Source organism: Corallococcus exercitus, from assembly GCF_042231735.1.
In the GTDB taxonomy this organism is placed as follows: domain Bacteria; phylum Myxococcota; class Myxococcia; order Myxococcales; family Myxococcaceae; genus Corallococcus; species Corallococcus exercitus_B.
In genome coordinates this window covers 5,524,368-5,549,963 of sequence record NZ_CP102577.1, presented here as the reverse complement: position 1 = coordinate 5,549,963, position 25,596 = coordinate 5,524,368, and the positions used below count along the sequence as shown (strand labels likewise).

The 25,596-nt window shown below is 71.6% G+C and carries 21 protein-coding genes; 10 read left to right on the top strand and 11 right to left on the bottom strand.

Annotated elements, in window-relative coordinates; genetic code table 11:
- Positions 1 to 62: 62 nt before the first annotated feature.
- On the bottom strand, positions 63 to 1,850 hold the full coding sequence (locus NR792_RS21725) for a hypothetical protein (protein WP_375754584.1): 1,788 nt from the start codon (positions 1,848 to 1,850) through the stop codon (positions 63 to 65).
- Between the two features lie 33 nt (positions 1,851 to 1,883).
- Entirely contained in the window at positions 1,884 to 2,243 is a 360-nt protein-coding gene (locus tag NR792_RS21720; protein ID WP_375754583.1) for a hypothetical protein, read from the bottom strand.
- Between the two features lie 214 nt (positions 2,244 to 2,457).
- Here NR792_RS21720 and NR792_RS21715 point away from each other — a divergent pair, with 214 nt between their 5' ends.
- Positions 2,458 to 3,861, top strand: coding sequence for an FAD-binding oxidoreductase (locus NR792_RS21715; protein ID WP_375754582.1), 1,404 nt, complete (start codon positions 2,458 to 2,460; stop codon positions 3,859 to 3,861).
- Between the two features lie 25 nt (positions 3,862 to 3,886).
- Here NR792_RS21715 and serA read toward each other — a convergent pair whose 3' ends face one another.
- From serA to NR792_RS21695, 4 genes are all read right to left on the bottom strand, one after another.
- Positions 3,887 to 5,140 (bottom strand): phosphoglycerate dehydrogenase, encoded by a 1,254-nt coding sequence (gene serA / locus NR792_RS21710; protein ID WP_375754581.1) that lies wholly within the window; start codon positions 5,138 to 5,140, stop codon positions 3,887 to 3,889.
- 11 nt (positions 5,141 to 5,151) lie between these two features.
- Complete coding sequence (locus NR792_RS21705) at positions 5,152 to 6,813, bottom strand: ATP-binding protein (protein ID WP_375754580.1); 1,662 nt, start codon at positions 6,811 to 6,813, stop codon at positions 5,152 to 5,154.
- 198 nt (positions 6,814 to 7,011) lie between these two features.
- Positions 7,012 to 8,670 (bottom strand): trypsin-like peptidase domain-containing protein, encoded by a 1,659-nt coding sequence (locus tag NR792_RS21700; RefSeq protein WP_375754579.1) that lies wholly within the window; start codon positions 8,668 to 8,670, stop codon positions 7,012 to 7,014.
- 124 nt (positions 8,671 to 8,794) lie between these two features.
- Positions 8,795 to 9,172, bottom strand: a complete 378-nt coding sequence (locus NR792_RS21695; RefSeq protein ID WP_375754578.1) for an STAS/SEC14 domain-containing protein — start codon at positions 9,170 to 9,172, stop codon at positions 8,795 to 8,797.
- 310 nt (positions 9,173 to 9,482) lie between these two features.
- Between NR792_RS21695 and NR792_RS21690 the strand changes: the two genes are divergently transcribed.
- The gene (locus tag NR792_RS21690; RefSeq protein ID WP_375754577.1) at positions 9,483 to 10,514 is read left to right on the top strand and encodes a class I SAM-dependent methyltransferase; all 1,032 of its coding nucleotides are present in this window, start codon (positions 9,483 to 9,485) and stop codon (positions 10,512 to 10,514) included.
- An 18-nt stretch (positions 10,515 to 10,532) separates the two neighbouring features.
- Here the strand turns inward: NR792_RS21690 and NR792_RS21685 are convergent, their stop codons facing one another.
- Positions 10,533 to 15,494 (bottom strand): ATP-binding protein, encoded by a 4,962-nt coding sequence (locus NR792_RS21685; protein WP_375754576.1) that lies wholly within the window; start codon positions 15,492 to 15,494, stop codon positions 10,533 to 10,535.
- 484 nt (positions 15,495 to 15,978) lie between these two features.
- Here NR792_RS21685 and NR792_RS21680 point away from each other — a divergent pair, with 484 nt between their 5' ends.
- The 5 genes from NR792_RS21680 (at position 15,979) to NR792_RS21660 (ending at position 19,450) form a co-directional block, all read left to right on the top strand.
- Positions 15,979 to 16,959, top strand: a complete 981-nt coding sequence (locus NR792_RS21680; RefSeq protein ID WP_375754575.1) for a fumarylacetoacetate hydrolase family protein — start codon at positions 15,979 to 15,981, stop codon at positions 16,957 to 16,959.
- Positions 16,956 to 17,615 (top strand): maleylacetoacetate isomerase, encoded by a 660-nt coding sequence (gene maiA, locus NR792_RS21675; RefSeq protein ID WP_375754574.1) that lies wholly within the window; start codon positions 16,956 to 16,958, stop codon positions 17,613 to 17,615. The genes NR792_RS21680 and maiA overlap by 4 nt, the downstream gene beginning before the upstream one ends.
- 37 nt (positions 17,616 to 17,652) lie before the next feature.
- Entirely contained in the window at positions 17,653 to 18,816 is a 1,164-nt protein-coding gene (gene hppD, locus NR792_RS21670) for a 4-hydroxyphenylpyruvate dioxygenase (RefSeq protein WP_375754573.1), read from the top strand.
- A gap of 101 nt (positions 18,817 to 18,917) precedes the next feature.
- A complete protein-coding gene (locus NR792_RS21665; protein WP_375754572.1) occupies positions 18,918 to 19,211 on the top strand; it encodes a hypothetical protein in 294 nt (97 codons plus the stop codon).
- Positions 19,208 to 19,450 (top strand): hypothetical protein, encoded by a 243-nt coding sequence (locus NR792_RS21660; RefSeq protein ID WP_375754571.1) that lies wholly within the window; start codon positions 19,208 to 19,210, stop codon positions 19,448 to 19,450. The genes NR792_RS21665 and NR792_RS21660 overlap by 4 nt, the downstream gene beginning before the upstream one ends.
- Positions 19,451 to 19,505: 55 nt before the next feature.
- On the opposite strand, the gene NR792_RS21655 is transcribed toward NR792_RS21660, so the two are convergent.
- Both NR792_RS21655 and NR792_RS21650 read right to left on the bottom strand, forming a co-directional pair.
- Positions 19,506 to 20,048: a hypothetical protein gene (locus tag NR792_RS21655; protein ID WP_375754570.1), complete on the bottom strand. Its 543-nt coding sequence runs from the start codon at positions 20,046 to 20,048 to the stop codon at positions 19,506 to 19,508.
- Between the two features lie 116 nt (positions 20,049 to 20,164).
- On the bottom strand, positions 20,165 to 21,232 hold the full coding sequence (locus NR792_RS21650) for a YgfZ/GcvT domain-containing protein (protein WP_375754569.1): 1,068 nt from the start codon (positions 21,230 to 21,232) through the stop codon (positions 20,165 to 20,167).
- Between the two features lie 38 nt (positions 21,233 to 21,270).
- On the opposite strand from NR792_RS21650, the gene NR792_RS21645 reads away from it, so the two are divergent.
- The 3 genes from NR792_RS21645 to NR792_RS21635 are packed head-to-tail and all read left to right on the top strand — an operon-like array spanning position 21,271 to position 23,401.
- Positions 21,271 to 21,597 carry a cupin domain-containing protein gene (locus NR792_RS21645; RefSeq protein ID WP_014399741.1) on the top strand — a complete coding sequence of 109 codons (327 nt, stop codon included), beginning with the start codon at positions 21,271 to 21,273 and terminating at the stop codon, positions 21,595 to 21,597.
- Positions 21,594 to 22,997: a vitamin K epoxide reductase family protein gene (locus tag NR792_RS21640; protein ID WP_375754568.1), complete on the top strand. Its 1,404-nt coding sequence runs from the start codon at positions 21,594 to 21,596 to the stop codon at positions 22,995 to 22,997. The genes NR792_RS21645 and NR792_RS21640 overlap by 4 nt, the downstream gene beginning before the upstream one ends.
- A 26-nt stretch (positions 22,998 to 23,023) precedes the next feature.
- Positions 23,024 to 23,401: a translation initiation factor gene (locus NR792_RS21635; RefSeq protein WP_375754567.1), complete on the top strand. Its 378-nt coding sequence runs from the start codon at positions 23,024 to 23,026 to the stop codon at positions 23,399 to 23,401.
- A gap of 76 nt (positions 23,402 to 23,477) precedes the next feature.
- Here NR792_RS21635 and NR792_RS21630 read toward each other — a convergent pair whose 3' ends face one another.
- Together NR792_RS21630 and NR792_RS21625 are read right to left on the bottom strand one after the other, a co-directional pair.
- On the bottom strand, positions 23,478 to 24,485 hold the full coding sequence (locus NR792_RS21630) for an isocitrate/isopropylmalate dehydrogenase family protein (protein ID WP_375754566.1): 1,008 nt from the start codon (positions 24,483 to 24,485) through the stop codon (positions 23,478 to 23,480).
- A 173-nt stretch (positions 24,486 to 24,658) separates the two neighbouring features.
- A complete protein-coding gene (locus NR792_RS21625) occupies positions 24,659 to 25,447 on the bottom strand; it encodes a DUF2270 domain-containing protein (RefSeq protein WP_375754565.1) in 789 nt (262 codons plus the stop codon).
- Between the last annotated feature and the right edge of the window lie 149 nt (positions 25,448 to 25,596).

Genomic DNA, 25,596 nt, shown 5'->3' with positions numbered 1-25,596 from the left:
GTCCGGGTGGCGAGGCCGCCCCCAGCCTCGGGGGGCCCCAACCTGTCCGACGGCCTGGGGGCTCACAGGTCCAGGATGAGGCTGACCTCCTCCTCCGCGGCCTCGTCCGTCTGGACGGCGGCGTCCCCGTCATCCGCGTCGTCCCCATACAGTGACCACCCGGCGAGCACCTCCGGGCCCAGGCACGTCATCTGCCGGGGCGTGGCTCCGACACCGTCGGCGTCCTGGTCGCGGTAGAGGTAGGTCCACCGGTAGCGGCCGGTGTCCGCGTCGTCGCAGTCGTTGCCCACGGCCTTGGAGAAGTAGGGCGCGGGCAACGTCTTCCCCGTGCAGAAGGTCTGGGCGGGGATGGGCGCGGTGAAGCCGTCGCCGTCGTGGTCCGCGTGGGCGGCGGACAGGGTCTGCCAGCGCGTCGCGTCCTGCGCGTCGCAGTCCGTGCCGCTGGTGGACCAGGGGCTGGGGACCTGATGGTTGGTGCAGAGGACCGTCGACACCCCCGCGCCCACGCCGTCCCCGTCCGTGTCCTCCCAGGCCGTCACGTTCCGGAAAGCGGCGGTGTTCGTGTCGTCGCAGTCCTCGCCCGACAGCCGCTGGGTGGCGTAGCCCGCGGGCAGGGCGATGCCCGCGCACAGCTGGCCGGCCTGGGCCACCGTGTACAGGTCGCCGTCCGCGTCGCGGTAGGTGAAGCCCAGCATCCGCCAGAGGGAGGCGTCCTGCGGCTCGCAGTCCGTGGCTTGCGTGGAGTAGCCCGTGGGCACGGTCGCCGCGCCACAGATGGAGGCCGCCGTGCCAGCGCCCACGCCGTCCCCATCCGCGTCCGCGTGGACACTCCAGGCGCGGAACAGCGCCACGTTCCCGTCGTCGCAGTCTTCGTCCCGCACCACCTGGGAGTAGCCCTGGGGCAGCCAGAAGCCGCTGCACACCTGGCCCACGGCCGGGGCCAGGCGGCCGTCGCCGTCGCCGTCCCTCGAGGCGTAGTACAGGTGCTGCCAGCGGGTGCCATCGCCCGGCGCGCAGTCCCCGCCCTGGCGCGTCTCTCCCGGCAGGGACTCCCCCGGGCCCACGCAGCGGAGCACTGGCGCTCCGTCGCCGTAGCCATCCCCGTCCGGATCCAACCAGCGCTCGACCAGGACCGTGCGCTTCGCGTTGCGGTCGTCGCAGTCGGCCACGGAGGGCTCGGTGCCGTAGCCCGCAGGCAGGTTCGCGCCCGAGCACACCGTGCCTTCCTGCTCCACGGCGAAGCCGTCCCCGTCCGCGTCCCGGCGCGTGAAGGGCAGCTGCCGCCAGAAGCGGGTGTCCCCCGGCGCGCAGTCACCCGAGGTGAGCACGTATCCCTTGGGAGGCGGGCGCCCGCGGCTGGGGCACCACGCGACGGCCATTCCCGACCCCACCCCGTCCAGGTCCGTGTCCGCCCACGCTTCCGACAGGGCCGACACCGCCGCGTCGCCGTCATCGCAGTCCGGTGCCGCCGGCTGCTCCTGGTAGCCCGCGAGCGTGTCCCCCACGCAGCCCGTCACCGGCCCCGCGCCCGTGGCCCCGTCTCCGTCCATGTCCCGGTACAGGCCCGGCACGGAGCGCCAGCGGGTGGCGTCCAGGGGGGCGCAGTCGCCTCCCACCGGGGTCCACCCCTTCGTCGCGTTGCCCACGCAGAGGGTGGACTCGCTCCCCTCTCCGAAGCCGTCCCGGTCCGTGTCCTCGTAGCCCCTGACGGACCGCCACACGGTGGGGTTCGCGTCATCGCAGTCCAGCTCCGCCGGATGGCCGTCGCGGTCCAGGTCCCGGGGACCCACGCCGCCGCCACCGCAGCCGAGCTGGAGCCCCAGGGCGAGCCACGCCCACGTCCGCATCATTCGCACCCGCGTGTCCATGGAGGCGGCCGGGGACTACTTGCGGGTCAGCGTGCACTGCGGAGCGTTGGAGTACGGGAGGCCGTAGGCCCACGAGAACAGGTAGCGCCCGGGCCGGGTCATGGCGAGCAGCGCCAGCCGGTCACACCGCGACGCCTCGATGGAGTAGCCGTCCGTGGAGCTGCCCCCGGCCCAGAAGCTGAAGGTGCGCGGCGTGCTCTCACCCTCGAGGGTCCCGGTGATGTCGAGCGAGGCGTGGCCCACGGTGTAGGCATCCACCGACGTGAAGACATAGGTCACGCCCCAGACGGGCTGCTCCGGCTGGGTCTGGGCCCCGGCGGTGCTCGGAGCGAGGGACAGGGTGGCCAGCAGGGCGAGTGCGCGGAGCGGCGACATGGCGTGTTCCTTGGAGGGTCAGGGCCGCGACGGGGGCGCGGTGTCCAGCCCTATACGGAGGCAGCCGGATTCCTTGGCTGGTTTCCCCTGCGGGGCGCCTGGCACCGGCGGCCGTCCGCTCCCTCCCCGGCCCGGCCCGGCTTGCGTCAGGAGCCCTGCGCCGGGGCGCCGCCGGGCTTGTCATGCCCCAGGGGGTGCAATACGCCTTGGAGTCATGTCCACCGCCGCGCTGCCCGCCGACTTCCTCCGCGCCATCGCCGAGTCCTTCCCCGCCGACTTCCTGACCCGGGAGCCCGCGGAGCTCCAGGAGTACGGCCGCGACTGGACGCGCGTGTACGCCCCCGCGCCGGGTGCGGTGGCGTTCCCTCGCACCACGGACGAGGTGGCCCGCTTCGTCGCGCTCTGCCACCAGCACCGCGTCGCGGTGGTGCCCTCCGGCGGACGCACGGGCCTGGCGGGCGGGGCGGTGGCCATGCACGGCGAGGTGGTGCTGTCGCTCCAGCGGATGACCCGCATGGAGTCCGTGGACCTGCTGGGCAACACGGTGCGCGTGCAGGCAGGCGCGGTGACGGAGGCCGTGCACCAGCACTGCGCGCCGCACGGGCTCACCTGGCCGGTGGACTTCGCCTCCAAGGGCAGCAGCACGGTGGGCGGCAACATCGCCACCAACGCGGGCGGCGTGAAGGTCATCCGCTACGGCCTCACCCGGCAGTGGGTGCTGGGCCTGCAGGTGGTGACGGCGCAGGGGCAGGTGCTGGAGCTCAACGGCGCGCTGGAGAAGAACAACACCGGCGCGGACCTGCGCCAGCTCTTCATCGGCAGCGAGGGCACGCTGGGCATCATCACGGAGGCCACGCTCAAGCTGACACGGCTGCCGGGCAAGCAGGACGTCTTCCTCTTCGCGGTGCCGGACGTGGCCGCCGTGCTGCGGCTGTTCCGCGACGCGCGCCAGGCGCCGCTCGTGCTGTCCGCCTACGAGTTCTTCACCGACAAGTGCCTGTCCCGCGTGCAGCGCCACCGCAAGCTGCGCTCGCCCTTCGAGGCGCCCAGCGGCTGCTACGTCCTGCTGGAGTCCGAGGGCGGCGACCCGGCGGCGGTGGAGGCGTGGCTCGGCTCGCTCTTCGAGCGCGGGCTCGTCACCGACGGCACCCAGGCGCAGGGCGCCGCGCAGGCGCAGGAGCTGTGGTCGCTGCGCGAGTCCATCAGCGAGAGCCTCTCCGCCACGGGCGTGCTGCACAAGAACGACATCTCCCTGCCGGTGGCGAACCTGGAGGCGTTCTGCGCGGAGCTGGATGCCGTCTTCGCCAGCCGCTACCCGGGCTGGGAGATCTGCCTCTTCGGCCACATTGGCGACGGCAACCTGCACGTCAACGTGATGAAGCCGGACGCGGTGGAGAAGGCGGACTTCTTCGCCCACGCCAAGCAGTCCGACCACGCCATGTTCGACCTCGTGCGCAAGCACGGCGGCAGCATCTCCGCCGAGCACGGCATCGGCCTGCTCAAGAAGGACTACCTGGACTACACGCGCGCGCCCGGGGAGCTGGAATTGCTGCGCACCCTCAAGCGCGCCCTGGACCCCGCGGGCATCCTGAATCCGGGGAAGATATTGGACGCCTGAGGGCGCGGTCCGGCGCCCCGCGGCCTCAGGACACGATGCGCGTCTTGATGTCCGTCTCCAGCCCGGCGATGGCCTCGCACACCTGGCGGGACACGTCCTGGTCCAGGTCCATCACCAGGTAGCCCACGTTGGCGTCCGTGCTCAGCACCTGCGCGTGGATGTTGGCGTTGAGGTCGGACACGATGCGGTTGATGTCGCGGAGCACGCCCGGCGTGTTGCGGTGCACGTTGATGATGCGGTGGGTGCCCGGGTTGATGGGCGCCTCCACGTTGGGGAAGTTCACCGCGCCCGTCGTCGCGCCGCCCTTCACGAACTTGAGCAGCGACGTGGCCACCTCCTTGCCGATGGACGCCTGCGCCTCCTCCGTGGAGCCGCCGATGTGCGGCGTGAGCACCACGTTGGGCAGCCCCTGCAGCTCCGTCACGAAGCCGTCCGAGTTGCCCTCCGGCTCCTCCGGGTACACGTCCACCGCCGCGCCGCCCAGGTGCTTGGAGCGCAGCGCGCGCGCCAGCGCCGGGATGTCCACCACCGTGCCGCGGCTGGCGTTGATGAGGCACGCGCCCGGCTTCATCGCCGCCAGCTGCTCGGCGCCCATCATCAGGTGCGTGGAGGCCAGCGCCGGCACGTGCAGCGTCACGAAGTCAGACTCCGCCAAGAGCGCGTTCAGCGTGGGCACCGACCGCGAGTTGCCCAGGGGCAGCTTCGTCATCACGTCGTAGTAGAGGACGCGCATGCCCAGGGACTCCGCCAGCACGCCCAGCTGCGAGCCGATGTGCCCATAGCCGATGATGCCCAGCGTCTTGCCGCGCACCTCGTGGCTGCCCGTGGCCACCTTGCGCCACTGCCCCGCGTGCACCTCGCGGCTGCGGTCGAAGAGCTGGCGCGTCAGCACCACCACCTCCGCCAGCACCATCTCCGCCACGCTGCGCGTGTTGCTGAACGGCGCGTTGAACACCGGCACGCCGTGCACGCTGGAGGCGAGCAGATCAATCTGGTTGGTGCCGATGCAGAAGGCCCCAATCGCCAGCAGGTCGTCCGCGTACTTCAGCGCCTCCTCCGGCACCGTCGTCTTGCTGCGGATGCCCAGGAGGTGCACGCCCTTGAGCCGCTCCGCCAGCTCCTCCGGCTTGAGCGCGGCGGACAGCCGCTCCACCTCGAAGCCCTCCGCCTTCAGCATCTCCTGCGCCGAGGCGTGGATGTTCTCCAGCAACATGACTCGCAGCGGGCCCTCGGTGCTCACGGGGCGGCGGGGCGACGGCGGGAAGCGGGGTGTGCTCATGGCGCCTTGCGTTAGACCTCGTCCTCCATGGTGTCAAGCCTGGGGTGGGCGGGAGGGGATGCCGGCAAGGTGAAGGTGAACGTCGTTCCGGCCCCTTCGTCGCTGTCCACCCATAGGCGGCCCCCGTGGGCGGTAATGATTCCGCAGGCGATGTAGAGCCCCAGGCCACTGCCCTGGTGGGCGGTGTCGCGTGCCTGCCAGTGGCGCTGGAAGAGCCGGGCCTGGTGGGCCTTGGGGATGCCCGGGCCGGTGTCCCGCACGCTCACGCGCACGGCGCCCGCGTCAGGCGTGGCGGTCACGGTCACGGTGCCTCCGGGCGGGGTGAACTTGACGGCGTTGCCCAGCAGGTTGGCCAGGACCTGGAGGATGCGCGGGCGGTCGCAGGAGGCGCTCAGCCCCGGGACGAGCTGGTGTCGCAGCTGGACGCCCTTGCCCTGGGCCTGGGGCTCCACCAGCGACAGCGCGTCCACGGTGAGCGGCTCCACGGGCTCCGGGTGGCGGTCCATCACCAGGGGCTGGCCCGCGTCCAGCCGCGCGGCGTCCAGGAGCCGGGTGATGAGGTCCTGCATGTGCGCCGCCGCCCGGTCGATGGCGGCCACCTGCCGCTGGAGCGCCGCCCCTTCCGGCAGGGCGTCCAGCCGCCGCGCCAGCACGCCCGTCCCCAGCCGCACCGTGGACAGCGGGTTCTTGAGGTCGTGCGACACGACGGCCAGCACGTCCTCGCGCGCGCGGGCGGCCTCCCCGGCCTCCGCGTAGAGCCGTGCGTTCTCCTCCGCCAGCCTCCGCTGGGCCCGCGCGTCCTCGCGGGTGCGCTCCTCGGCCCGCAGCTGCTCGGCGTGCAGGGCGTTGAGGCGCGTGGCCGCGCGCCAGACGACCCACGTCAACACCGCCGCCTGCGCCACCTCCAGCAGTGACCACACCATGCGCGGATCCATCCGCGTGTGGCGCAGCGTCTGGTGCGCCACCACGCCGCCCACCACGGGCACGAGCAGCGCCGGCAGGAGCCGCCGGGCCATGATGCCGCCCGCGCCCGCGTGCAGGAACGCCCCCACCGCGCCCCGCTCGGGGCGCAGCAGCAGGGCCCCCAGGGACAAGAGTAGCAGGGCCACGTCGGTGTGCAGCGCGATGCCGATGCCCCTGCCCGCGAACCAGTAGAACCGCGGCTCCTGGAACGAGTAGGCCACCAGCACGCTGAAGGACAGGAACAGGGTCCCCAGTGCCAGCGCCTGGAACAGCCACCGCGCCCACCGTCCCTCCGCGTCCCGGAGCGCCAGGGCCAGGCCGAGCATCAGCAGCATCGACGCGGACTGGGGCGACGTGCGCCCGCCCAGCTCCTCGAGCGGGGCCCCCCAGCGCGACGGCTCCCCGAAGTACCTGCTCAGCATCAGGACGCTCAGCAGCACGCCCCCCAGGGCCAGCACCCCGCCAAGCCGGCGCGACGCGGCCGTGCGTCCGCCCAGCGCCAGCTCCGCGCACGCGGTGAGCATCAGCCCCCCGGCCGTCAGGGGGACCATCTGGGGCAGGCCGGGAACGAGCCGCGTCAGCGTCAGGCTCCCCACCGCCCAGCCCAGCAGCACCCCCGCGCCCAGCATGAGCGTCAGTCCCGCCAGGGCCGACGACAGCCGGCCCGCCCGGCGCCAGAGCTCCTGTTGTCGGGCATCTGGGGTCTGCACGCGCGGCCTCGAAGGACTCGGAAGACGACCTTCAAGTTAAGGCTGCGCCTGTTCCCTGCCTGCTCATGGCCCGCGCCCCCGCCTGCCTCCCTGGCGGGGCGGCGGGACGCCAGAAGACACCGGGCCCGCCACGCCCCACGGATGCGGTGGGGAGGGACGGGCCCGGCAGGACAGCGGGGAAGCAGCGGGGCTTCGGGGCTACTGGATGGTCCAGGCCACCGTGCCGCTGCACGCGCTGCCGCCGAAGCAGCCCACGCGGATCTGGTACGTGCCGCCCGCGCCCGTGGGCGCGGTGTAGGCCGCGCGGGACAGCGAGCCGCACGCGTCGTCGTTGAACGTCACCTGCTGGCCGGCGGCGTTGAACAGGCGCACCACCGTGTCACCCGTGCCGGACGCGCCCGCCACGCCGCAGCTGCCGAAGGACAGCGTCTGGCCGGCCTGGACCGTCACGTCGCTGTTCGCCGTGCCCGTGGTGGCGTTGGCGGTGTTGCTGACGTCGAAGGTGAAGGAGCCCTGGGTGGCCGCGCTGCCCTGGGTGACTTCCCAGGACACCGTGCCGCCGCAGCTGCTGTTCTGGTAGCAGCCCGCGCGGATCTCATAGGCGCCCGCGACGGTGGCGGTGAAGGTGAGTTTCGAACCCGCGCCGCCGCACGCGTCGTCGTTGGAGGCGACCTCCGAGCCGGACGGGCCGCGCAGGCGCAGGAACGAGTCACCCGTGACGGCGGCGCTGGTGACGCCGCAGGTGCCCACGGTGAGCTTCTGGCCGGCCGCGAGCGTCACCGTGCCGTTGACGGTGTTGCGCGTGGCGCTGGAGGTGTTGGTCGCGTTGAAGTCGTACTTCGTCGCCGGGGGGGGCGTGGTGTTGCACAGCCGCTGGCTGGTGGTGCGCAGGCACAGCTCCTCGATGGCGTGGTGCACGTAGATGACGCCCTCGCCCCCGCAGCCGGTCTCCGAGCACACCTTGACCTCGTTGCAGCTCGCGCCCGGGCGCGGCACGTAGTCCGTGTCGCCGAACACCAGGATGCCCGCGACGGTGTTGTTGGTCGTCTCGTACACGCTGGAGCCGGAGTTGCCCTCGAAGGTGTCCGTGTTGGCGATGAAGTAGTCCATGTAGTCGGCGTTGTTCTCACGCACGGCGCCGCCCGAGTCGATCTTGAACGGGAGGCCGCTGCCGCTGCCGATGACGGCCAGCTTCTGGCCCACCGTCACGGGGGCCTTGCCCGCGCGCACCGGCGCGGGGGTGAAGCGCGGCGCGGCGGAGCGGTCCAGCTTGATGATGGCGAAGTCCACGTAGGTGTCCTCCGTGTCATCGCTCAGGTGCCGCGCGACGATGCTCTTGCAGGAGAAGACGTCCTGGCTGGTGAGGGTCTGCAGCGTGTTCTCCCCCGTCTTGTAGAAGTTGAAGACGAAGCGCACGTCCTCGCACTCGACGGCGTCCTCCGCCGCGGGCCCCACGCAGTGGCCCGCGGTCAGCACCAGGTCATCGTCGATGAGCGTGCCGGAGCAGAAGGCCGGCACCGGGTCGTTGTAGAAGCGCTGGTCGGTGCACAACTCCTCGAACTCGCCCAGCGTCGTCGGGTCCACCTTGACGTTGTTCGGGTTCGACACGTCGATGAGGTTGCGGTGCAGCAGCGCCACGGTGGACTGCTGCGCCCGCTGCTTCAGGACCCCCTCCGGGGCCGCGTAGACGTCCAGGCGGTTGTCGGTGCCGTAGACGACCGGCGCGCTGGACTCGGTCAGCGCGGGCTGCTGCTCGGGCGCGCCCGACTCCGGGGCCGGTCCACAGGCCAGGGCGGTGAGGGTACAGAACAGGGTGCCGAGCAGCTTCGCTCGGAAGGCGGGGGCGGACACGGACATGCGGGGCGACTCCTGACGGGTACTGCGACAGACACAGCGAAGAAAGGGGGTGTCACTGTAAGACGTAGGCGGACCCCGGCGGTCGCAGGGAAGGGCCGGGCCGGGGGGATGTCGGGGGTCTGCTTCAGTCCGCGTCAGGCGCTTCGAGCCAGCTGAGCGCCTCGGCGCGCGACTCGAAGGTCTTCGCCGGGATGGTGAGGCCGGCGTTCTTGGTCATGCGCCAGGCCTGCAGGCCGCTGCCGGGGTCGCTCACCACGCGCGCGGAGCGCTTCATGCCGCGCTGCTGGGCGTAGGCGTTCAGCCGCGCCATCTCCCCCACCACGGAGGCGGGCATCACCCGCAGCCTGGACTGGTCCACCAGCGCGGACCACTCCGCGCCCCCACGGGCGGTGATGTCCTTCTTCAGTTGCTCGACGTACTCGGTCACGTCCTTCGGCGTCACTTCCGAGGGATAGATGATCTCGATGATGTCGTGGGGCAGGTGGGCGATTTCAATCTTCATGCGCGGCTTGCGGCTCTCTTCCTGGCGGGGCGCGCCATCCTAACCGCAGTGTCTGTCGCCGGATACCGCGCCCCCGCATTCCGCCGCCCCACGCCGCTCCACGCCGCTCCACGCCGCAGGGGGATGTCAGACCTTGCGGGTAGAACCCAGCCTGTCCAGGCCCTCCAGCCCCAGGGCGTCACGGCGCGCGCGGCGGGTGCGGGACGGGCGGTGCGCGGGGCCCCGGCTGGCTGGCTGGAGCAGGGCCCGGCGAAGGGCGGAGGCTCGGGAAGTGGATGCCCTCCGCTCCCAGGTTGTCAGGATGATGCCTATGCGCCAGCCCCTCTTTTCGGTCCACGGCGCGGCTCTGCCGGTCGCGCCTGAAACCAACCACCTCATCCTGGTGAACGCCCCCAGGGAGGAAGCGCCCACCTCCGAGGAAGCGTTCGTGGAAGCCCGGGAGTGGCTGGACGCGCTGCACTCCCGGATGATGCAGGGCCCGGACGAGACGCTGCACCAGGGCATGACGGACCTGCACGGGGGCCTCATCGAGCGGCGGCGGCAGTGGAGCCCGGAGGTGTGGAAGCGCTTCTGCCTGGAGCTGGCGCGCAAGCACCCGATGCGCCCCTTCCTGCACCAGTGCCCCTTCACCCGGCACGCCTTCGAACGGCCGCGCGGCTACGCGGGCGACGCGGCCCTCATCGACTACCTCTACATGGACCACGCGGCGGACGAGCTGCACGCGGGCCGGGAAATCTACCGGTACATGCACGGACAGCCCTCCGCGCGGAGCGTGCGCGAGCGCCGGGAGCTGCTCGCGCGGATGATGGACGAGACGGCCGAGCGGCGGCCCGACGGGCGCGTGCTGTCCGTGGCATGTGGGCACCTGCGGGAGGCGGAGTCGTCGCGCGCGGTGGCGCAGCGGAGGCTCGAGGCGCTCATCGCGTTCGACCAGGACCCGGTGAGCCTGGCCGAAATCTCCCGCCTGCACCCGGGCGGCATCGTGCAGCCGGTGTGCGGCTCGGTCCGCTCGCTGCTCGCGGGCAAGGCGGTGTTCAAGGACCTGGACTTCGCGTACTCCGCCGGGCTGTACGACTACCTGTCGGACTCCGTGGCGGCCCGCCTCACCGCGCTCCTCTTCCGCATGCTGCGCCCGGGCGGACGCCTGCTGGTGGCCAACTTCGCGGTGCACCCGCCGGAGACGGGCTACATGGAGGCCTTCATGGACTGGTGGCTCACCTACCGGGACGAGGACGGCATGCGCGGCCTCCTGTCGGAGACGCCGCTGGAGCAGGTGGCCAACGTGCGGCTGTTCCGCGACTCGCAGGACAACGTCATCTACCTGGAGGCGACGCGCCAGTAGGCGCGGCCCGCCCCCTTTTCAGTGCACGGGTGAGCCGGAGCGGGGCAGGGTCACCGTGAAGGTGGAGCCCTGCTCCGGGGCGCTGGTGACGTCGATGTTGCCGCCCAGCGCCTGCACGATTTCGCGGACGATCCACAGGCCCAGCCCGAAGCCGCCGTAGTGGCGCACGGACACCGCGCGCTCGAAGCGCTCGAAGATGCGCGCCCGGTCCTCTTCCGCGATGCCGATGCCGTGGTCGCGCACCTCCAGCCGCACGCGCGTCGCGTCCCCGTCCAGGGTGACCTCCACGGGCTTGCCCGCGCCGTACTTCATGGCGTTGGTCAGGAGGTTGCCCACCACCTGCTCCAGCCGGAGCGCGTCCCAGTGGCCCACGAGGCGCGGCTCGCTCGCGTGGAAGCGCACCTCGCACTCGGCGCGCACCAGGGCCTCGCGGCTGCGCTCCAGCTGGCCGCGCACCAGGGACACCAGGTCCACGTCCTCGCGCTTGATGTGCAGCTGCCCCTGCGCGATGCGGGAGATGTCCAACAGGTCGTTGACCAGCTTCCCCAGCCGCTGCGTCTGCGAGTAGGCCGACTCCAGCTTCGCGGTCAGCTTCTCCGGCGGCATGGGCGCGCCCTTCGCCTTCGCCTGGAGCCCCTGGATGTGCAGCTGCAGCGACGTGAGCGGCGTCTTCAATTCGTGCGCGGCGATGGACAGGAAGTCGTCGCGGCGGCGCACGGCCTCCTGCTCCTCCCGGTAGAGGCGGCCCTGCTCCTCGGAGAGGGCGGCGACGCGCTCGAAGTTCTCCGCGTTCTCCAGCGCCGCGCCCGCGAGCACCGTCACGAAGGACGCCAGGCGCTCCTCGTCCTCGCCGAACAGCGCGCCCACCTTGCGGTGGCTGGCCACCACGCACGCCACCGTCTTGCCGCGCACCTGGAGCGGCGCGCACAGGAGCGAGCGCACGCCGAGCAGCTCCATGCTCTCGCTGATGCCGCCGGGCAGCCCCTGGCCCAGCACGGTGATGCGGCCCGTCTCCAGCGCCCGCGCGAGCGCGGTGCGGCTGAGGCCCTGGTTCTTCGCGTCCTCTTCCGACACCACCGCGCGGGGGTCCACCACGGCGCAGCGCTCCGCGCGCAAGAGCTCCTGCATGGACTGGCGGGCCGTCTCGAAGACCGCGTCACGCGAAAGGGCGGAGGCCAGCCTGCGCCCCACCTCCAGCACGCGCGGGAAGCGGTCCACCAGCGACAGCGTCTCCACGCCGGCCGAGCGGTGCTCCGCCTCCTTGTGCAGGCCGTCCTCCATGGCCTCCAGCTCGCGCGCCGCCGTCTCCAGGTCGCGCGCGGCGCCGGGCCAGCCCTGCACCCGGCCCACCTCGCCCCGGGCCTGGAGCGTCAGGGCGCGCTCCTGGCGCATCCCCAGCGCTTCGGCCACGCGCAGGGCTTCGTCCAGGTGCTTGCGGGCCCGCGCGGGACGGCCGCGCAGCGCGCACATCAGGCCGCGCTCGCGCAGCGCATGCGGCAGGTTGTTGCGGTAGGTGCGCGCGACGTCGTGGGCGCGCTTCGCCACGCCGTCAGCCTCCTTCAGGAGCTGGTCGCGCTGCTTCGGGTTCAAGGGGCTGGCCTGCTGCGCCAGGCGCCTGCGCGCGGTGGCGAGCCACGGGGTGATGGGGGCCACGTACTCCTGGCGCAGGTGCGCGTCCTCCACCACGCGCTCGGCGCGCTCCAGCACCTCCGCGGCGCGCGCCGGTTCGTTCTCGCGCAAGAGGCGCAGGCCTTCCGCCTGGAGCACGCCCGCGAAGGACTGCGGGTCGGTGGCGGTGGGCGCCGCCAGCTCCGTCTCCAGCAGCGCCGCGGGGATGCGGCCGCCGGTGGACTTGGCCCACGCCTCCAGGCCCAGGCGCAGCGAGTACCGGTCCCCCAGCGCGAGCGCCGCCGCGTGCAGCTTCTGGCTCACCGCCGCGGCCTCCTTCAGGCGGCCCAGGCGGTAGAGCGACATGGCGATCTGGAAGGTGGCGTTGTTCACCTCCCACGGGTCGCCGGTGCGCTCCAGCAGGCGCACCGCCTCGCGGCACTTCTCGATGCACTCCTTGAAGCGCGACGAGGCGTAGAGCGCCAGGCCGTAGAAGTGCAGCGACTGGCCCTGGCCCCACACGTCGCCCAGCTGCTGGCGCAGGGCCAGGGACTTCTCCGCGTAGGCATACGCGCGCTGGAACCAGGGCAGGGTGGTGAGCGCGGGCGAGTGCGCGGAGTACGCCTGCGCCAGCTCCGGCGTGGGCGGGTAGCGCTCCGCCAGGTTCATGTCGCGCAGGTGCGCCCACAGCACCGCGGCGCGGCCCCGCTGGTACCAGTAGCCGTACGCGAGCCGGCTGTAGAGGTTGACCGCGAGCAGGTCCTCCTCCCCCTGCGCCAGGGACTTGCGGGCCAGCCACAGCCGCGGCGCCACGGTGTGCGCGGCCTGCGTGAGGATTTCCCACGCGGCGCTCGCGCCGGTGGCCAGCGTGCCGGGCGGCACCCAGCGGCCCAGCAGCTTCAGGCCCTGCTCCAGGTAGGCGTTGGCCTGCACCGTCTGGCCGCGCTTGAAGGCGAGCTCGCCCAGGTGCCCCAGCGTGCGGCCCTGCTCCAGCCGGTCGTGCGCCAGCGTCTGCGCGGCCTCCAGCTGCCGCTGCGCCTCGTCGTAGCGGCCGCGCATCATCAGCGCGGTGCCCAGCCCGGACGCGATGCGGTAGCGGGTGTGCGCGTCCGCCCCTTCCGCGCCGCGCTCGGCGATGCGGTAGTTCACCTCCGCGGTGTCCAGCGAGAAGCGCTGGCGTGCCTGCTCCGCGGCCACCAGCGCGTAGGGCAGGGCCTGCGCGCTCTCCCCCGCCGCGTCGAAGTGGTAGGCCAGCTCGAAGGGGTCGTTGGGCACGGCCTGCTGCGCGGCCCGCGCGGCCAGCCGGTGCAGCTCCCGGCGCTCCTCCGGAGAGAGCAGGTCCAGCAGCACCTCGCGCAGCTTGTCGTGCACGAAGGTGGAGCGCGTGCCCTCCGTCCACAGCATGTGCCGGCGGCGCGGCGGCTCCAGCGCGGTGTTGACGGCCTCCAGCGGCGTGCCGGACAGGGCCGCCACCGCCTTCGCGTCGAAGGCCTTGCCCAGCACCGCGCCCACGCTGAGCACGTGCAGGGACTCCGGCGGCAAGAGGCGCAGGCGCCGCACCAGGAAGGTGGCCGCCTGGCGCGACGAGCGCGCGTGCGCCATCGCCTCCGGCTGCACCCGCCAGCCGTCCGGACCGGGCACGAGGACGCCGTCCTCCACCAGCCCGTGCAGCACGGCGGAGGCCATGAACGGGTTGCCCTCCGCCAGCCGCGTCACCAGCTCCACGGCCTCCGGCGGCAGCACGCCGGCCATGGACTCCGCCAGCAGCGCCACCTCCGCCGCGCCGAAGGCGGACAGCTTCAGGTGCGCGCCCGGCGTCAGCCGCCGCAGCACGTGGCCCGCGTGGATGTCCTCGCTGCGGAAGGAGACGATGAGCAGCAGCCGCCCGTCCCCCGCGCGGCGGCCCTGGCACCACGCCTCCAGCGCGCGCAGCGTGAGCGTGTCCGCCCACTGGCAATCCTCCAGCACCACCACCGCGGGCGCGTCCGGCGTGCCCAGCGCGCCCAGGAGCGCGGTGAGGCTCCACACGCTGCGGCTCTCGCTCAGGGACTCCGGCCCCAGGCCCTGGGACTGCGGCGCCCGCGCGTCCGGGACGAGCACCTCCGTGAGCGTGGGCAGCACCGTGCACAGGCCGGCCTCCTGGCCCGCGAGCCTTTCGCGCAGGAGCGCACCCAGCGCGGGCTCCGCGCGCGCCGCGGCGGCGATGCCCTCCGCCACGCCCGCGAAGAGCTGGAAGGGGCGCTGCGCGGCCTGGTCCTGCGCCTGGCCATGCAGCACCCACGCGCGCTGGCCCACCGCGCGGGCGGAGAACTCCTCCAGGAGCCGGCTCTTGCCGCCGCCGGACTCGCCCTCCACCACCACGGCGCGCGAGCCGTCCTCCCGCGCGTGCTCGAGCTCGCGCTCCAGCGTCATCAGCTCCTCGCGGCGGCCCACGAAGGACGGCTCGGTGAGGCTCTGGCGGTGGTCGTGCGCGCCGGTGACGAGCGCGGGCTCCGCCTCCCCCCGCGACAGCGCGGCCTCCAGCGCGTTCAAGTCCGCGAGCGCGGCGTCCGCGGACTGGTAGCGGTCGCGCGGGTCCGTCTGGCTCAGGCGGGAGATGAGCTCCTCCATCGCCAGCGGCACCTCCACGCCCACGGGCCGCAGGCGCGGGTGCGCGGTGAGGTGCAGGCGCAGCACCTCGCCCACCGTCGCGCCCTCCAGCGCGGGGCGGCCGGACAGCGCCTCGAAGAGCACCAGGCCCACCGCGTACAGGTCCGACGGCGCCTCCACCGGCCGGTTGAGCAGCCCCGCCTGCTCCGGCGACAGGTAGCGCGCGGTGCCCACGGGCAAGTCGCGCAGGGACGGATCCAACCGCTCGCTGCGCGACAGGCCGAAGTCGGTGAGCCACGCGGCCGACATCGGGTGGTCGCGCACCAGGATGTTGGAGGGCTTCACGTCGCGGTGGAGGACGCCCTCGCGGTGCGCCTCCGCGAGCGCCTTCAGCAGGCGCTGGCCCAGGACGATGGCCTCCGGAAGGGACAGGGGGCCGCGCTGCAGGCGCGCCTCCAGCGTCTCGCCGTCCACCCACGGCGTGACCAGGTAGAGCAGGTCGTCGAAGGTGCCCAGGTCGCGCACGGGCACGAGCGCGGGGTTGTGCAGCCGCCCCAGCACCTCCGCCTCGTGCTCCAGCCGGTGGCGGGCCGTGGGGACGAAGGCGGACAGGGGAGTGACCTTCACGAGCACGCGCTCGTGCGTGAGCAGGTCCAACCCCTGCCAGGTGGAGATGCCCCGGCCGGCCTTCACCCGCTGGCGCAGCTCGTAGCGGTTGCCCAGCCGCTGGCCCGGGTGTGGCTCCCCAGGGGTGTCGCCGGCCTGTTGGAAGCCTTGCGCCATTCAGTACCCTCGCGAGCCCCTCCACCGCGTCGCCCCGGCGGCGCGGTCGGCCGGACGTCCCTCTTCCACAAGCTGGGTTGCCGCCCGGGTCCCTGCCAGGGGGGAGCAACCCACGCCCTCCGTACGCTGCTCGGGATTTGAACAGTCGGCACGCTCCCGCTTCCCGCCCCCGTCCCCCGGTACTCCCTGGCCGTTCGTGGGGCAGGCAGCCCGCCAGCGCCCCGCTCCCCGCTCCCTGCCCCGCGCACGGACCGCTTTCCGCCAGGCTCGTGGGTTTCCACCAGGAGGCGGGGGAAGGGCCGCGCGTCGTCCGTCATCCGACAGCCACGCGAATGCGTGCGGCCAGCAGCGTTGCTGGAGGGAGGAAGGATGCCGCGCCGCGTTCAACCGGTGTGCTTGACTCCCCTGGTGGCCCGGCGGAAAAGCCCGTCGGGTCAGGCGGCCTCCCCCTTCCTTCCCCGCAGGCCGCCGAGGGAGCGCGGAATTGAAGCTCGCGACGCTCAGGGACGGAACCCGCGACGGACGGCTCATCGTCGTCAAGCGGGACAACTCCGCCTACGCGCTGGCCACCAACGTGGCCCTCACGCTGCAAGCGGCCCTGGATGACTGGGACCAGAAGGAGCCGCAGCTGCGCGCGCTGGCGCAGCAGCTGGAAGCCGGCGCGGTGCAGAGCCGCCCGCTGGACGTGAAGGCGCTGCACGCGCCCCTGCCGCGCGCCTACGAGTGGGTGGACGGCAGCGCGTACATCAACCACGTGATGCTGGTGCGCAAGGCGCGCAACGCCGAACCGCCCGCCACGCTGCGCACGGATCCGCTGGTGTACCAGGGCGGCTCCGGCGACTTCCTCGGGCCCACGCAGGACATCCCCCTGCGCGACGAGGCGTGGGGCCTGGACTTCGAGAGCGAGGTCTGCGTCGTGCTGGGTGACACGCCCATGGGCACGAAGGCGGAGGACGCGGACAGGCACATCAAGCTGGTGATGATCGCCAACGACGTGTCCCTGCGGAACCTCATCCCGGAGGAGCTGGCCAAGGGCTTCGGCTTCTTCCAGAGCAAGCCCGCCACCGCGTTCGGCCCCTTCGCGCTGACGCCGGACGAGCTGGGCGCGGCGTGGAAGGACGGCCGGGTGCACCTGCGCATGCGCAGCACGCTCAACGGCCAGCTGGTGGGTGACGCGGACGCGGGCCCGGAGATGCACTTCTCCTTCCGCGACCTCATCCAGCACCTGACGCGCACGCGCGCCTTCACCGCGGGCACCATCCTGGGCAGCGGCACGGTGTCCAACGAGGACCGCACGCGCGGCATCTCCTGCCTCGCCGAGCGCCGGATGATCGAGACCATCGACGAGGGCAAGCCGAAGACGCCCTTCATGAAGCCCGGCGACACCATCGAGATTGAGATGCTGGATGGCGAGGGCCACAGCCTCTTCGGCCGCATCTCCCAGACGGTGGTGAAGGCGCCATGAGGAACCTGCGGCTCTCCAGCTACTGGCGTTCCTCCGCGTCCTGGCGCGCGCGCATCGCGCTGAACTGGAAGGGGCTCCCCTTCGAGTACCTGGCGGTGCACCTGCTCCAGGACGGCGGCCAGCAGTTCACGGCCACCTACCGGGCGAAGAACCCCATGGCCCGCCTGCCCACCCTGGAGTGGACGGAAGCGGACGGGCAGGCGCGCAAGCTGTCCGAGTCCATGGCCATCCTGGAGTACCTGGAGGAGCGCGTGCCCTCGCCCGCCCTCCTGCCCACGGACGCGTACCTCCGCGCCAAGGCGCGCATGCTGGCGGAGATGGTGAACTCCGGCATGCAGCCCCTGCAGAACACGTCGGTGACGCTGCGCATCAAGAACGAGCTGAAGGCGGACGAGAAGGCCTGGGCGGCGCACTGGAACGTGCACGGGCTGACGTCGCTGGAGGCGGCGGTGCAGGAGACGGCGGGCCGTTACTGTGTGGGAGACGCAGTGTCGTTCGCGGACGTCCTGCTCGTTCCCCAGCTCTACGGGGCCCGCCGGTTCGGTGTAGACCTGAAGCCCTATCCCACGCTGCTGCGGATTGAAGCGGCGTGCAACGAACTTCCCGCCTTCCAGGCGGCGCAGCCGGACCGGCAGCCCGACGCGCAGCCGGCGTAATCACGAACCATCTTCTTCATCACGAGGAGTCAGCGACATGGCCAAGCAGGAATCGCTGGGCATCAAGGCCCTGGAGAGCATCCACTGGTACGTGCATGACCTGGAGCGCAGCCGCCAGTTCTACACGAAGGGGTTGGACTTCGCGGAGGTGGCGGTGTCCGGCCCGGAGCTGGAGGCGCACGGCAAGCAGAAGTCCGCGCTGTTCCAGGCGGGTGAGATTGCCCTGGTGGTGAGCCAGCCCGTGGGCGAGGGCGGCCGGGCGTGGCGCTACCTGCGCAAGCACCCGGACGGCGTGGGCACGCTGAACTTCGAAGTGGAGGACGTGGAGAAGGCGTTCAAGCTGCTGGACCAGCGCGGCGCCACGTTCATCACGGACATCCAGCGCTTCACGGACGACGCGGGCGGCAAGCTGTCGTTCTTCTCCATCACCACGCCGTTCGGTGACACCACGTTCCGCTTCCTGCAGCGGGACAACTACAAGTCCATCTACCCGGGCTTCCGGGTGCACGCGCAGCCCAAGGGCGGCCAGAACAAGTACGGCTTCGACAAGCTGGACCACGTCACGTCCAACTTCCAGACGATGAAGCCCATGCTCCTGTGGATGGAGCACGTGATGGGCTTCGAGAAGTTCTGGCACATCGAGTTCCACACCGAGGACGTGGCGTCGCAGCAGAAGCGCGACCACGGCAGCGGCCTGAAGTCGGAAGTGATGTGGGACCCGAAGAGCGGCGTGAAGTTCGCGAACAACGAGCCCAAGTTCCCGTTCTTCAAGGCCAGCCAGATCAACATCTTCAACGAGGACCACCGCGGTGACGGCGTGCAGCACCTGGCCATCACGGTGAAGGACATCCTCACGTCCGTGAAGGACATGCGGCAGAACGCGGGCATCCAGTTCATGCCCACGCCGGGCTCGTACTACGACGCGCTGCCGGAGCGCATCCAGCGCATGGGCATCAAGAAGATCGACGAGGACATCAACGTCCTGCGCGACCTGGAGGTGCTCATCGACGGTGACAAGGAGCGCAGCTACATGCTCCAGATCTTCATGAAGGACGCGGCGAGCCTCTACAAGCAGGCGGACGCGGGCCCGTTCTTCTACGAAATCATCCAGCGCAAGGGCGACCAGGGCTTCGGCGGCGGCAACTTCCGCGCCCTGTTCGAGAGCATCGAGCGCGCGCAGAAGGCGGAAGGGCGCGTCTAGGTTTCCCCACGCGTTCGCGGAATGAAAGCCCCACCCCTCGCGCCCTTTCCGGGGGCGGGCGGTGGGGTTTCTTCGTCAGGGGAATGGCCTATGTTTTCCCCATGCGAAGGCTCATGGGGCTGCTGCTGGCGGGCGCGCTGGGGTGGGGCTGCCAGGCCGCCGACGACGAGGCGCAGGTGAAGGCGCCGCTGGACTGCGACGCCACCTACGTGGCCTGTGGTTGCGGCTGCTGCGGCGGGGTGGAGCCGCGGGTGGAGTGTCTGTCCTGCGCGAACGGCGACGACCTCCAGGCCCTCATTGAAAAGGACCAGGCGGCGAAGAAGGATCCGCAGTGCGCCTACGCGGGCTGCTCCACGGGAACGAAGTACGTGTACTGCGACGCCAATCCTCCATGACGCTCATTGAACCCATCATGCTCGTGGGCGCCGCCATTGGAGGCGTGACGGGCGCGGTGTGGGGTTTCGGGGCGGGAATCGGCTGGGCGGTGGCGGGCCTGCTGGGCGGCGTCGTGCTGGGGCCCCTCCTCCTGATGCTGCTGCTCTTCGTCCTGGCGATGGCGTTGACGCTGTTCAAGGAAGGGCCGCGCGCGATGCTGCGTGAGCTGAGGGGAAATCGTTCCCCGGAGCGCCGGTGACTCGATCGGGAACGAGCTCCAGGGCCCTCATCAAGAGGGACCTGGAGTCAGCGGCTCAGCCGCAGGTGTAGGTCGTGGTCCCGCTCAGGCAGAAGCAGCGCCCCGGCTCATCCGGATAGTGGTTGTAGCAGAAGGGGGAGGACGGCGACGTGCAGGGCTGGCCTTCATAGACGCTGCAGTGGACGTACTGCGCGGAGTACCGCGAATCCGTCGCGCCCTCCGGCGCCGGACACCCGGTGTAGCAGTCATCGCGCTGGGCAACGCAGGCGTCCTTCTGCTCCTGCGTCGAGGCGTTGCGCATGCAGGCGTTGTAGGCCAGGTCGCAGGCGTACTCGCACGGCGGCGGACGCATGGCCTGCACGGGCGCCGCTCCCAACTCGCAGCCCTGGAAACAGGAGTCCTGGTCCTCCACGCACCACGCCTGCTGCTCGGGCGTCGTCGCGTTCCGCATACAGTAATTGTAAATGGTCATGCAGGCGCGCTCACACGGCGGCGGGGCCATGGCCGTCACTTCCGCTTCCTGCGCCTCCTGCTCCACTCCGCCACAGCCCGCGAAAAGGCCCACCGACAGCAACGCCGCGATGAATGACAGACGCATGGGATGTCCCTTGGGGTGATTGCCGTGAAGTACGGCAATCCCATCCTTGCGCTGTCCATGCCCTCAAGGGCAGACGCGGCGGCCCGCTTTTGAAAGGAATTGAACGCCGGGGCGCGTCAGGAGGCCGTGAAGGGCAGGGCGGCCACCGTGACGGTGCCCGCGCCGTCCCCCAGCGTCAGCTCCGTGCCCGGCTCCAGTGAGTCGCGGTGCACGTAGCCCAGCGCCACCCGCTGGCCCTTTACCGGGGACGTCACCACGCTGGTCACCCAGCCCACCTTCTTCTCCCCGCGGCGTAGCTCCGTGCCGGGCGCCACGTCCTGCTCACCCAGGAGCAGCCCCGCCAGCTTGCGGTTCATGTGCCCGCGGAAGGTGGCCCGGGCGATGACCTCCTGCCCGATGTAGCACCCCTTGTTGTAGGAGATGGCGTTCGTGAGGTTCGCCTCCAGCGGGATGGTGGTGTCCACCATGTCCTGCCCGTAGCGCGGCACCCCGGCCTCCACCCGCACCAGCTCCAGCGCGTCGAACCCCACCGGCGTCACCCCGTCCGCCCCGACGAGCGCCGCCCACACCGCCTCCAGCCCCGCGCGGGGCACCAGCACGTCCACGCCGGACAGCCCGCCCGGCAGCGCCGTCCCCAACAGCCACACGTCCTGCCCGGCGATGGACGCCTTGCGGCTGGAGAGGGGGGCCGGCAGCTCCACGGGGGTGCCCAGGACGGCCGCCAACACCTGGGCCGTCCGGGGACCGAGCAGCTTCAGCCAGCCCCCGTCCGGGGTGCCGTCGTGCAGCTCCGCGTCCTCGGAGATGAGGTACTTGTCCAGGAACTCCCGCACCTTGGCGCCCAGGCCGGGCTCCAGGTCCAGCAGGAGGTCGTCCTCCCGCTTGAGGATGCGTGCATCTCCCACCATGGCGCCCTTCACCGTGATGAAGGCGGCGTAGGCGGCCGAGCCGACCGGGAGGTTCTTCACCTCCTGGGTCACCATGCCGTGGAGGAAGGAGGCGCGATCCTCCCCCGTTATCCGGAGGATTTCGCGGTAGGACGCATCGTGCAGTGCAACGCCGTCGCGTGCCGCGCCATACTCCGCGCCCACGTCTCCATACCCGGCCACGACTTCACGGCCGCCTACCGGAATGAAGCGGGCACCCACCCGCTCGTGAACAAAATGCAGCGTCAGCGGTTCCATGTCCGTCGCTATATAGAGGCGCAGGAGCGGATGCCACGATGGATGTGAAGCAGCTTTCGGCCTTCCAGGGCTTCTCTTTAGAGAAGCTCCAGAAGCACACCGTCTTCCAGTCGGGTCGCTTCTTCCTCGACGTCTACTGCCTGGCCCCGGGCCAGGCGCAGAAGCCCCACCGGCATGCCACGTCCGACAAGGTGTACCTCGTGCTGGAGGGAAGCTGCCGCTTCCGCATCGGCGACGAGGAAGCGGCGCATGGCCCCGGTTCCACCCTCTTCGCCCCCGCGGGCACCGAACACGGCGTCGTCAACGACGGCCCGGACAACGCCCGCCTCCTCGTCCTGATGACCCCCCCTCCGGAGCACGCATGAGCAAGAAGGCCCCGACCCCGGCCGCCCCCGTCCCCACCCGTGGCGCACTCGCGCTGCTGGTGCTGGGCCTCCTCACCAGTGGGCTCGCCATCTATCAGTGGATGGAGCTGCTCACGCTGCGCGCCGGTGGCGCCACCAGCTGCGGCATCAACGAGCACGTCAACTGCGAGACCGTCTGGAACTCGGACTTCGCCAGCGCGGTGCACGACACGCTGGGCATCCCCATCGCGGGCCTCGGGCTCGTGTGGGGGCTCACCGCCGTGGGCCTCGCCGCGCTGTACCTCGCGTGGGCCAAGGCGGGACGCACGGTGCGTCCGGCCGCCAGCGGCCTGCGCCTCCTGGCGCTCGCGGGCGTCGTGTCCGTCGCCGTCTTCGCCACCGTCAGCGCCCGGGTGGGCGTGGTGTGCCCCACGTGCCTGGGCACCTACGTGCTGGTGCTCGCGTTCGCGGGCGTGGCGTGGCGCGGGCTGCCCGGCCCCTTCCTGCCCCAGGCGGGCGAGTGGGGCGACACGCTCAAGTGGACCGTGGGCCTCGCGGCCGTCGCCTTCGTGGCCATGCTGATGCCCGGCCGGGCCACGCCGCACGCGCAGAAGCCCGGCGCCTTCCTGCCGCCGGTGGCCGCGAACCAGTCCCAGCCGCAGGACACCTCCAGCGCCACGCCGCCCGCGCCCCCGCCGCCGGCCACGCTGGACGCGTTCATCGCCAGCCTGCCGTCGGATCAGCGCCAGTTCCTGTCGGACTCGCTGTCCGTGTACCGGGCGGCGCAGCCGAAGCTCGCGGCCTATCCGCCGCGCACCCTCTTCGGCCCGCCGGACGCGCCGGTGAAGGTGCTGGAGTGGACCGACAGCAAGTGCCCCCACTGCAAGTCGCTGGTGGAGGAGCTGGCCCTCATCAAGCAGCACGCCCCCAAGGGCATGCTGTCCGTGGAGGCGCGGCAGTTCCCGCTGGACGGCCAGTGCAACCCGGCCATCCCCAACCGCGGGCCGGACGCGCTCAGCGTGCGCTGCGCCGCGGCCCGGGCCACGGTGTGCCTGGAGGGCGCGAAGGACTTCTGGGCGCTGCGCGAGAAGCTCTTCGCGGCGCAGGCCTTCCTGGACACCGACAAGGTGATGGAGATCGCCAGCTCCGGCTCCGTGGCGCGCCCGCAGCTGGAGGCGTGCATGACGGCGCCGGAGACCATCGGGAAGCTGCGCCAGGACGTCGAGTACGCCATGCGCTACAACATCCAGGGCACGCCGCTGGTGCTGGTGAACGGCCGTGAGGTGCCCCCGTCCGCGCCGCTCATCTACGCGCTGGTGCTGGCGAGCGGCAACCCCGACGCCCCCGCCTTCAGCGCCCTGCCGCCTCCGCGCGCGCGCGGCACCGGCGCCCCCGGCCACGAGGGCCACGCCCACCCGTAAGGGGGCCACGGAGCGGAAGCGACGCCATGGGCAAGCGCGACAAGAAGGACGAGGCCCCGCCGCCGGGGCCCTTCAACAACCCCTTCGCCGCCCTGTCCGCGCAGCGGGAAGCGCTGCCCGCGGGGCCGCCCCCGCCCGCGGCCCGGGAGAAGCCGGAGCCGAAGGGGCCCGCGCGCGCCGTGGTGCGCATGGAGCGCAAGGGCCGGGGCGGCAAGGAGGTGACGGTGGTGGAGCAGCTGGGGCTGCCCGCGGCCCAGCTCGACACCTGGCTCAAGGCGCTCAAGGGCGGCCTGGGCTGCGGCGGCGTGGTGGAGGAGGACGCGCTGGTGTTGCAGGGCGACCAGCGCGAACGGCTTCCCGCGCTCCTGGAAGCGCGGGGCGTCCGCAAGGTCATCGTCGGCTGAAAAGCACGAAGGGGGCCGGAGGAAATCCTCCCGCCCCCTCTGGCTTTTGAAGCGGTGACGCGCCGCGCGTCGAGGACTACAGCGCGGCGATGATGGCGTCGGTGAACTCGCGCGTGGTGGCGCTGCCGCCCAGGTCGCCGGTGCGCACCTTCGCCTCGCCGCCGTAGACCTTCTGGATGGCGTTGGCCATGCGCTGCGACGCCTCCCGCAGGTCCAGCCACTCCAGCATCATCACCGCGGACATCATCAGCGCGGTGGGGTTCGCGATGCCCTTGCCCGCGATGTCCGGGGCGGTGCCGTGCACGGCCTCGAAGACGGCGGTGCGCTCGCCGATGTTGGCGCCCGGCACCATGCCCAGGCCGCCCACCAGGCCCGCGCACAGGTCGCTGACGATGTCGCCGTAGAGGTTCTCCAGCACCATCACGTCGAAGCGGGTCGGGTCCTTCACCAGCTGCATGCAGAGGTTGTCGACGATGACCTCGTCGTAGGCGACCTCCGGGAACTCGCGGCTCACCTTGCGGCAGCAGTCCAGGAAGAGGCCGTCCGACAGCTTCATGATGTTCGCCTTGTGGATGGCGGACACCTTCTTGCGGCCGTTCTTCTTCGCGTACTCGAAGGCGAAGCGGGCGATACGGGTGGAGGCCTTCTCCGTGATGACCTTGATGGCCTCCACGACGCCCGGCACCACGATGTGCTCCAGGCCCGCGTAGAGGTCCTCGGTGTTCTCACGCACCACCACGAGGTCCACGTTCTCGTAGCGCGTCTTGACGTTGGGGACGCTCTTCACCGGGCGCAGGGACGAGTACAGGTCCAGCCGCTTGCGCAGGCCCACGTTCGCGGAAGGCAGGCCGCCGCCCACGACGGTGCCGGTGGGGCCCTTGAGCGCCACGCCGCTGCGCAGCACCGCCTCCACCGTCTCGTGGGGCAGGTTGGTGCCGAACCTGGCCACGACCTCCGTGCCCGCGTCCTTGAACTCGAACTCCAGGGGGACCTTGAGGGCTTCCAGGACGCGGATGGTGGCCGCAGAGACTTCGGGACCGATGCCGTCGCCGTTGATGACCGTCACAGTGCGCGTGTTCGCCATGGGGGCGGTTCACACCACAAATCCGGGGGGGCCGGAAGGGCGAAAGCTGCTGGAATTCACCCCTGGGCATGGCCCCCATCAGCCCGGGTGCGCCGTCCGGCCGCCTCGCCGTCGCCCAGGCATGCTCGGAGGCATGCTCGGAGGTGGGCCCGGAGACGGGCGGTGCGGGTGTGTCAGGGGTCGAACGGCACTGGTGGGCGCGGCGGGGCGGAGCGGACGCCCGTCGTGGGGCGCGTGCGCTTGCGGCGCTGGATGGCGTAGGGCCGGTAGAAGGACTCCCAGAGGGCGGCCCGGCGTCCCCGGGGCCGGGTGCGCAGCTCTCCCAGCGGCGCCCGGATGAAGAAGGACGCGGTGAAGAGGTATGCCGCCGCCACGGTGAGGAGCAGGAGCGAGCCCATCACCACCGGGCCGGGAATCCAGGCCACGTGCGCCCGCTCCACGAAGTCCCCGAAGTCGCGCGGCGGCCGAGGGTGGCTGTAGACCTTGAAGAACCAGGTCACCATCAGGACGATGAGGATGGGCCCGTACGCGCGGTTGAGCCGCGTCGCGATGGCGGACACCAGCGACAGCTGGATCTGCGGCCGGGACATCTCCACCGCCAGCTCGCGCAGCGCGTCCGGATCCACCGGCTCGCGCCTGAGCATGGGCGCCCACCAGCCGTCCTCCAGCAGGCGCACCCGGCGGTTCCACAGGTCGTAGTAGCGGTAGCGCCGCGCCTCGATGAGCAGGAAGGACACCACCATCCAGATGCCCACCAGGAACGTCACGTGCGAGCTCTCCGGCGTCGCGAAGCCGAAGGAGATGACCGCCGCCGTCGTGGTGAGCGCCCAGTTCGTCGTGGTGTCCAGGCGCGTGCGCCACGTGTCCGAGCGGCTCAGCTCACCCCGGAAGAGCTGCGCCATGGCCTGCTGCGAGACCACGGGCTGCTCCAGGTCGTTCTGCCTGTGCTCCTTGACGCTCATCCGTGCCGGAAAAGGTGGAGACGGTCGCCCCCTTTGGCCAGGGCAGCCGGGCAGGCGGGCCCTCGTCACCTTCCGCGCGGAAGGCTTGTGGGACGCCGGACATTGGCGCACCGCGCGGGCACGGGGGACGGGTGGCTGGACGCCTGGGG

Bases quoted from the DNA above. Each gene is read 5' to 3' on its own strand.
- NR792_RS21725 (WP_375754584.1), bottom strand. From the start codon at position 1,850: ATGATGCGGACGTGGGCGTGGCTCGCCCTGGGGCTCCAGCTCGGCTGC.
- NR792_RS21720 (WP_375754583.1), bottom strand. From the start codon at position 2,243: ATGTCGCCGCTCCGCGCACTCGCCCTGCTGGCCACCCTGTCCCTCGCT.
- NR792_RS21715 (WP_375754582.1), top strand. From the start codon at position 2,458: ATGTCCACCGCCGCGCTGCCCGCCGACTTCCTCCGCGCCATCGCCGAG.
- serA (WP_375754581.1), bottom strand. From the start codon at position 5,140: ATGAGCACACCCCGCTTCCCGCCGTCGCCCCGCCGCCCCGTGAGCACC.
- NR792_RS21700 (WP_375754579.1), bottom strand. From the start codon at position 8,670: ATGTCCGTGTCCGCCCCCGCCTTCCGAGCGAAGCTGCTCGGCACCCTG.
- NR792_RS21695 (WP_375754578.1), bottom strand. From the start codon at position 9,172: ATGAAGATTGAAATCGCCCACCTGCCCCACGACATCATCGAGATCATC.
- NR792_RS21690 (WP_375754577.1), top strand. From the start codon at position 9,483: ATGCGCCAGCCCCTCTTTTCGGTCCACGGCGCGGCTCTGCCGGTCGCG.
- NR792_RS21685 (WP_375754576.1), bottom strand. From the start codon at position 15,494: ATGGCGCAAGGCTTCCAACAGGCCGGCGACACCCCTGGGGAGCCACAC.
- maiA (WP_375754574.1), top strand. From the start codon at position 16,956: ATGAGGAACCTGCGGCTCTCCAGCTACTGGCGTTCCTCCGCGTCCTGG.
- hppD (WP_375754573.1), top strand. From the start codon at position 17,653: ATGGCCAAGCAGGAATCGCTGGGCATCAAGGCCCTGGAGAGCATCCAC.
- NR792_RS21665 (WP_375754572.1), top strand. From the start codon at position 18,918: ATGCGAAGGCTCATGGGGCTGCTGCTGGCGGGCGCGCTGGGGTGGGGC.
- NR792_RS21660 (WP_375754571.1), top strand. From the start codon at position 19,208: ATGACGCTCATTGAACCCATCATGCTCGTGGGCGCCGCCATTGGAGGC.
- NR792_RS21655 (WP_375754570.1), bottom strand. From the start codon at position 20,048: ATGCGTCTGTCATTCATCGCGGCGTTGCTGTCGGTGGGCCTTTTCGCG.
- NR792_RS21650 (WP_375754569.1), bottom strand. From the start codon at position 21,232: ATGGAACCGCTGACGCTGCATTTTGTTCACGAGCGGGTGGGTGCCCGC.
- NR792_RS21645 (WP_014399741.1), top strand. From the start codon at position 21,271: ATGGATGTGAAGCAGCTTTCGGCCTTCCAGGGCTTCTCTTTAGAGAAG.
- NR792_RS21640 (WP_375754568.1), top strand. From the start codon at position 21,594: ATGAGCAAGAAGGCCCCGACCCCGGCCGCCCCCGTCCCCACCCGTGGC.
- NR792_RS21635 (WP_375754567.1), top strand. From the start codon at position 23,024: ATGGGCAAGCGCGACAAGAAGGACGAGGCCCCGCCGCCGGGGCCCTTC.
- NR792_RS21630 (WP_375754566.1), bottom strand. From the start codon at position 24,485: ATGGCGAACACGCGCACTGTGACGGTCATCAACGGCGACGGCATCGGT.
- NR792_RS21625 (WP_375754565.1), bottom strand. From the start codon at position 25,447: ATGAGCGTCAAGGAGCACAGGCAGAACGACCTGGAGCAGCCCGTGGTC.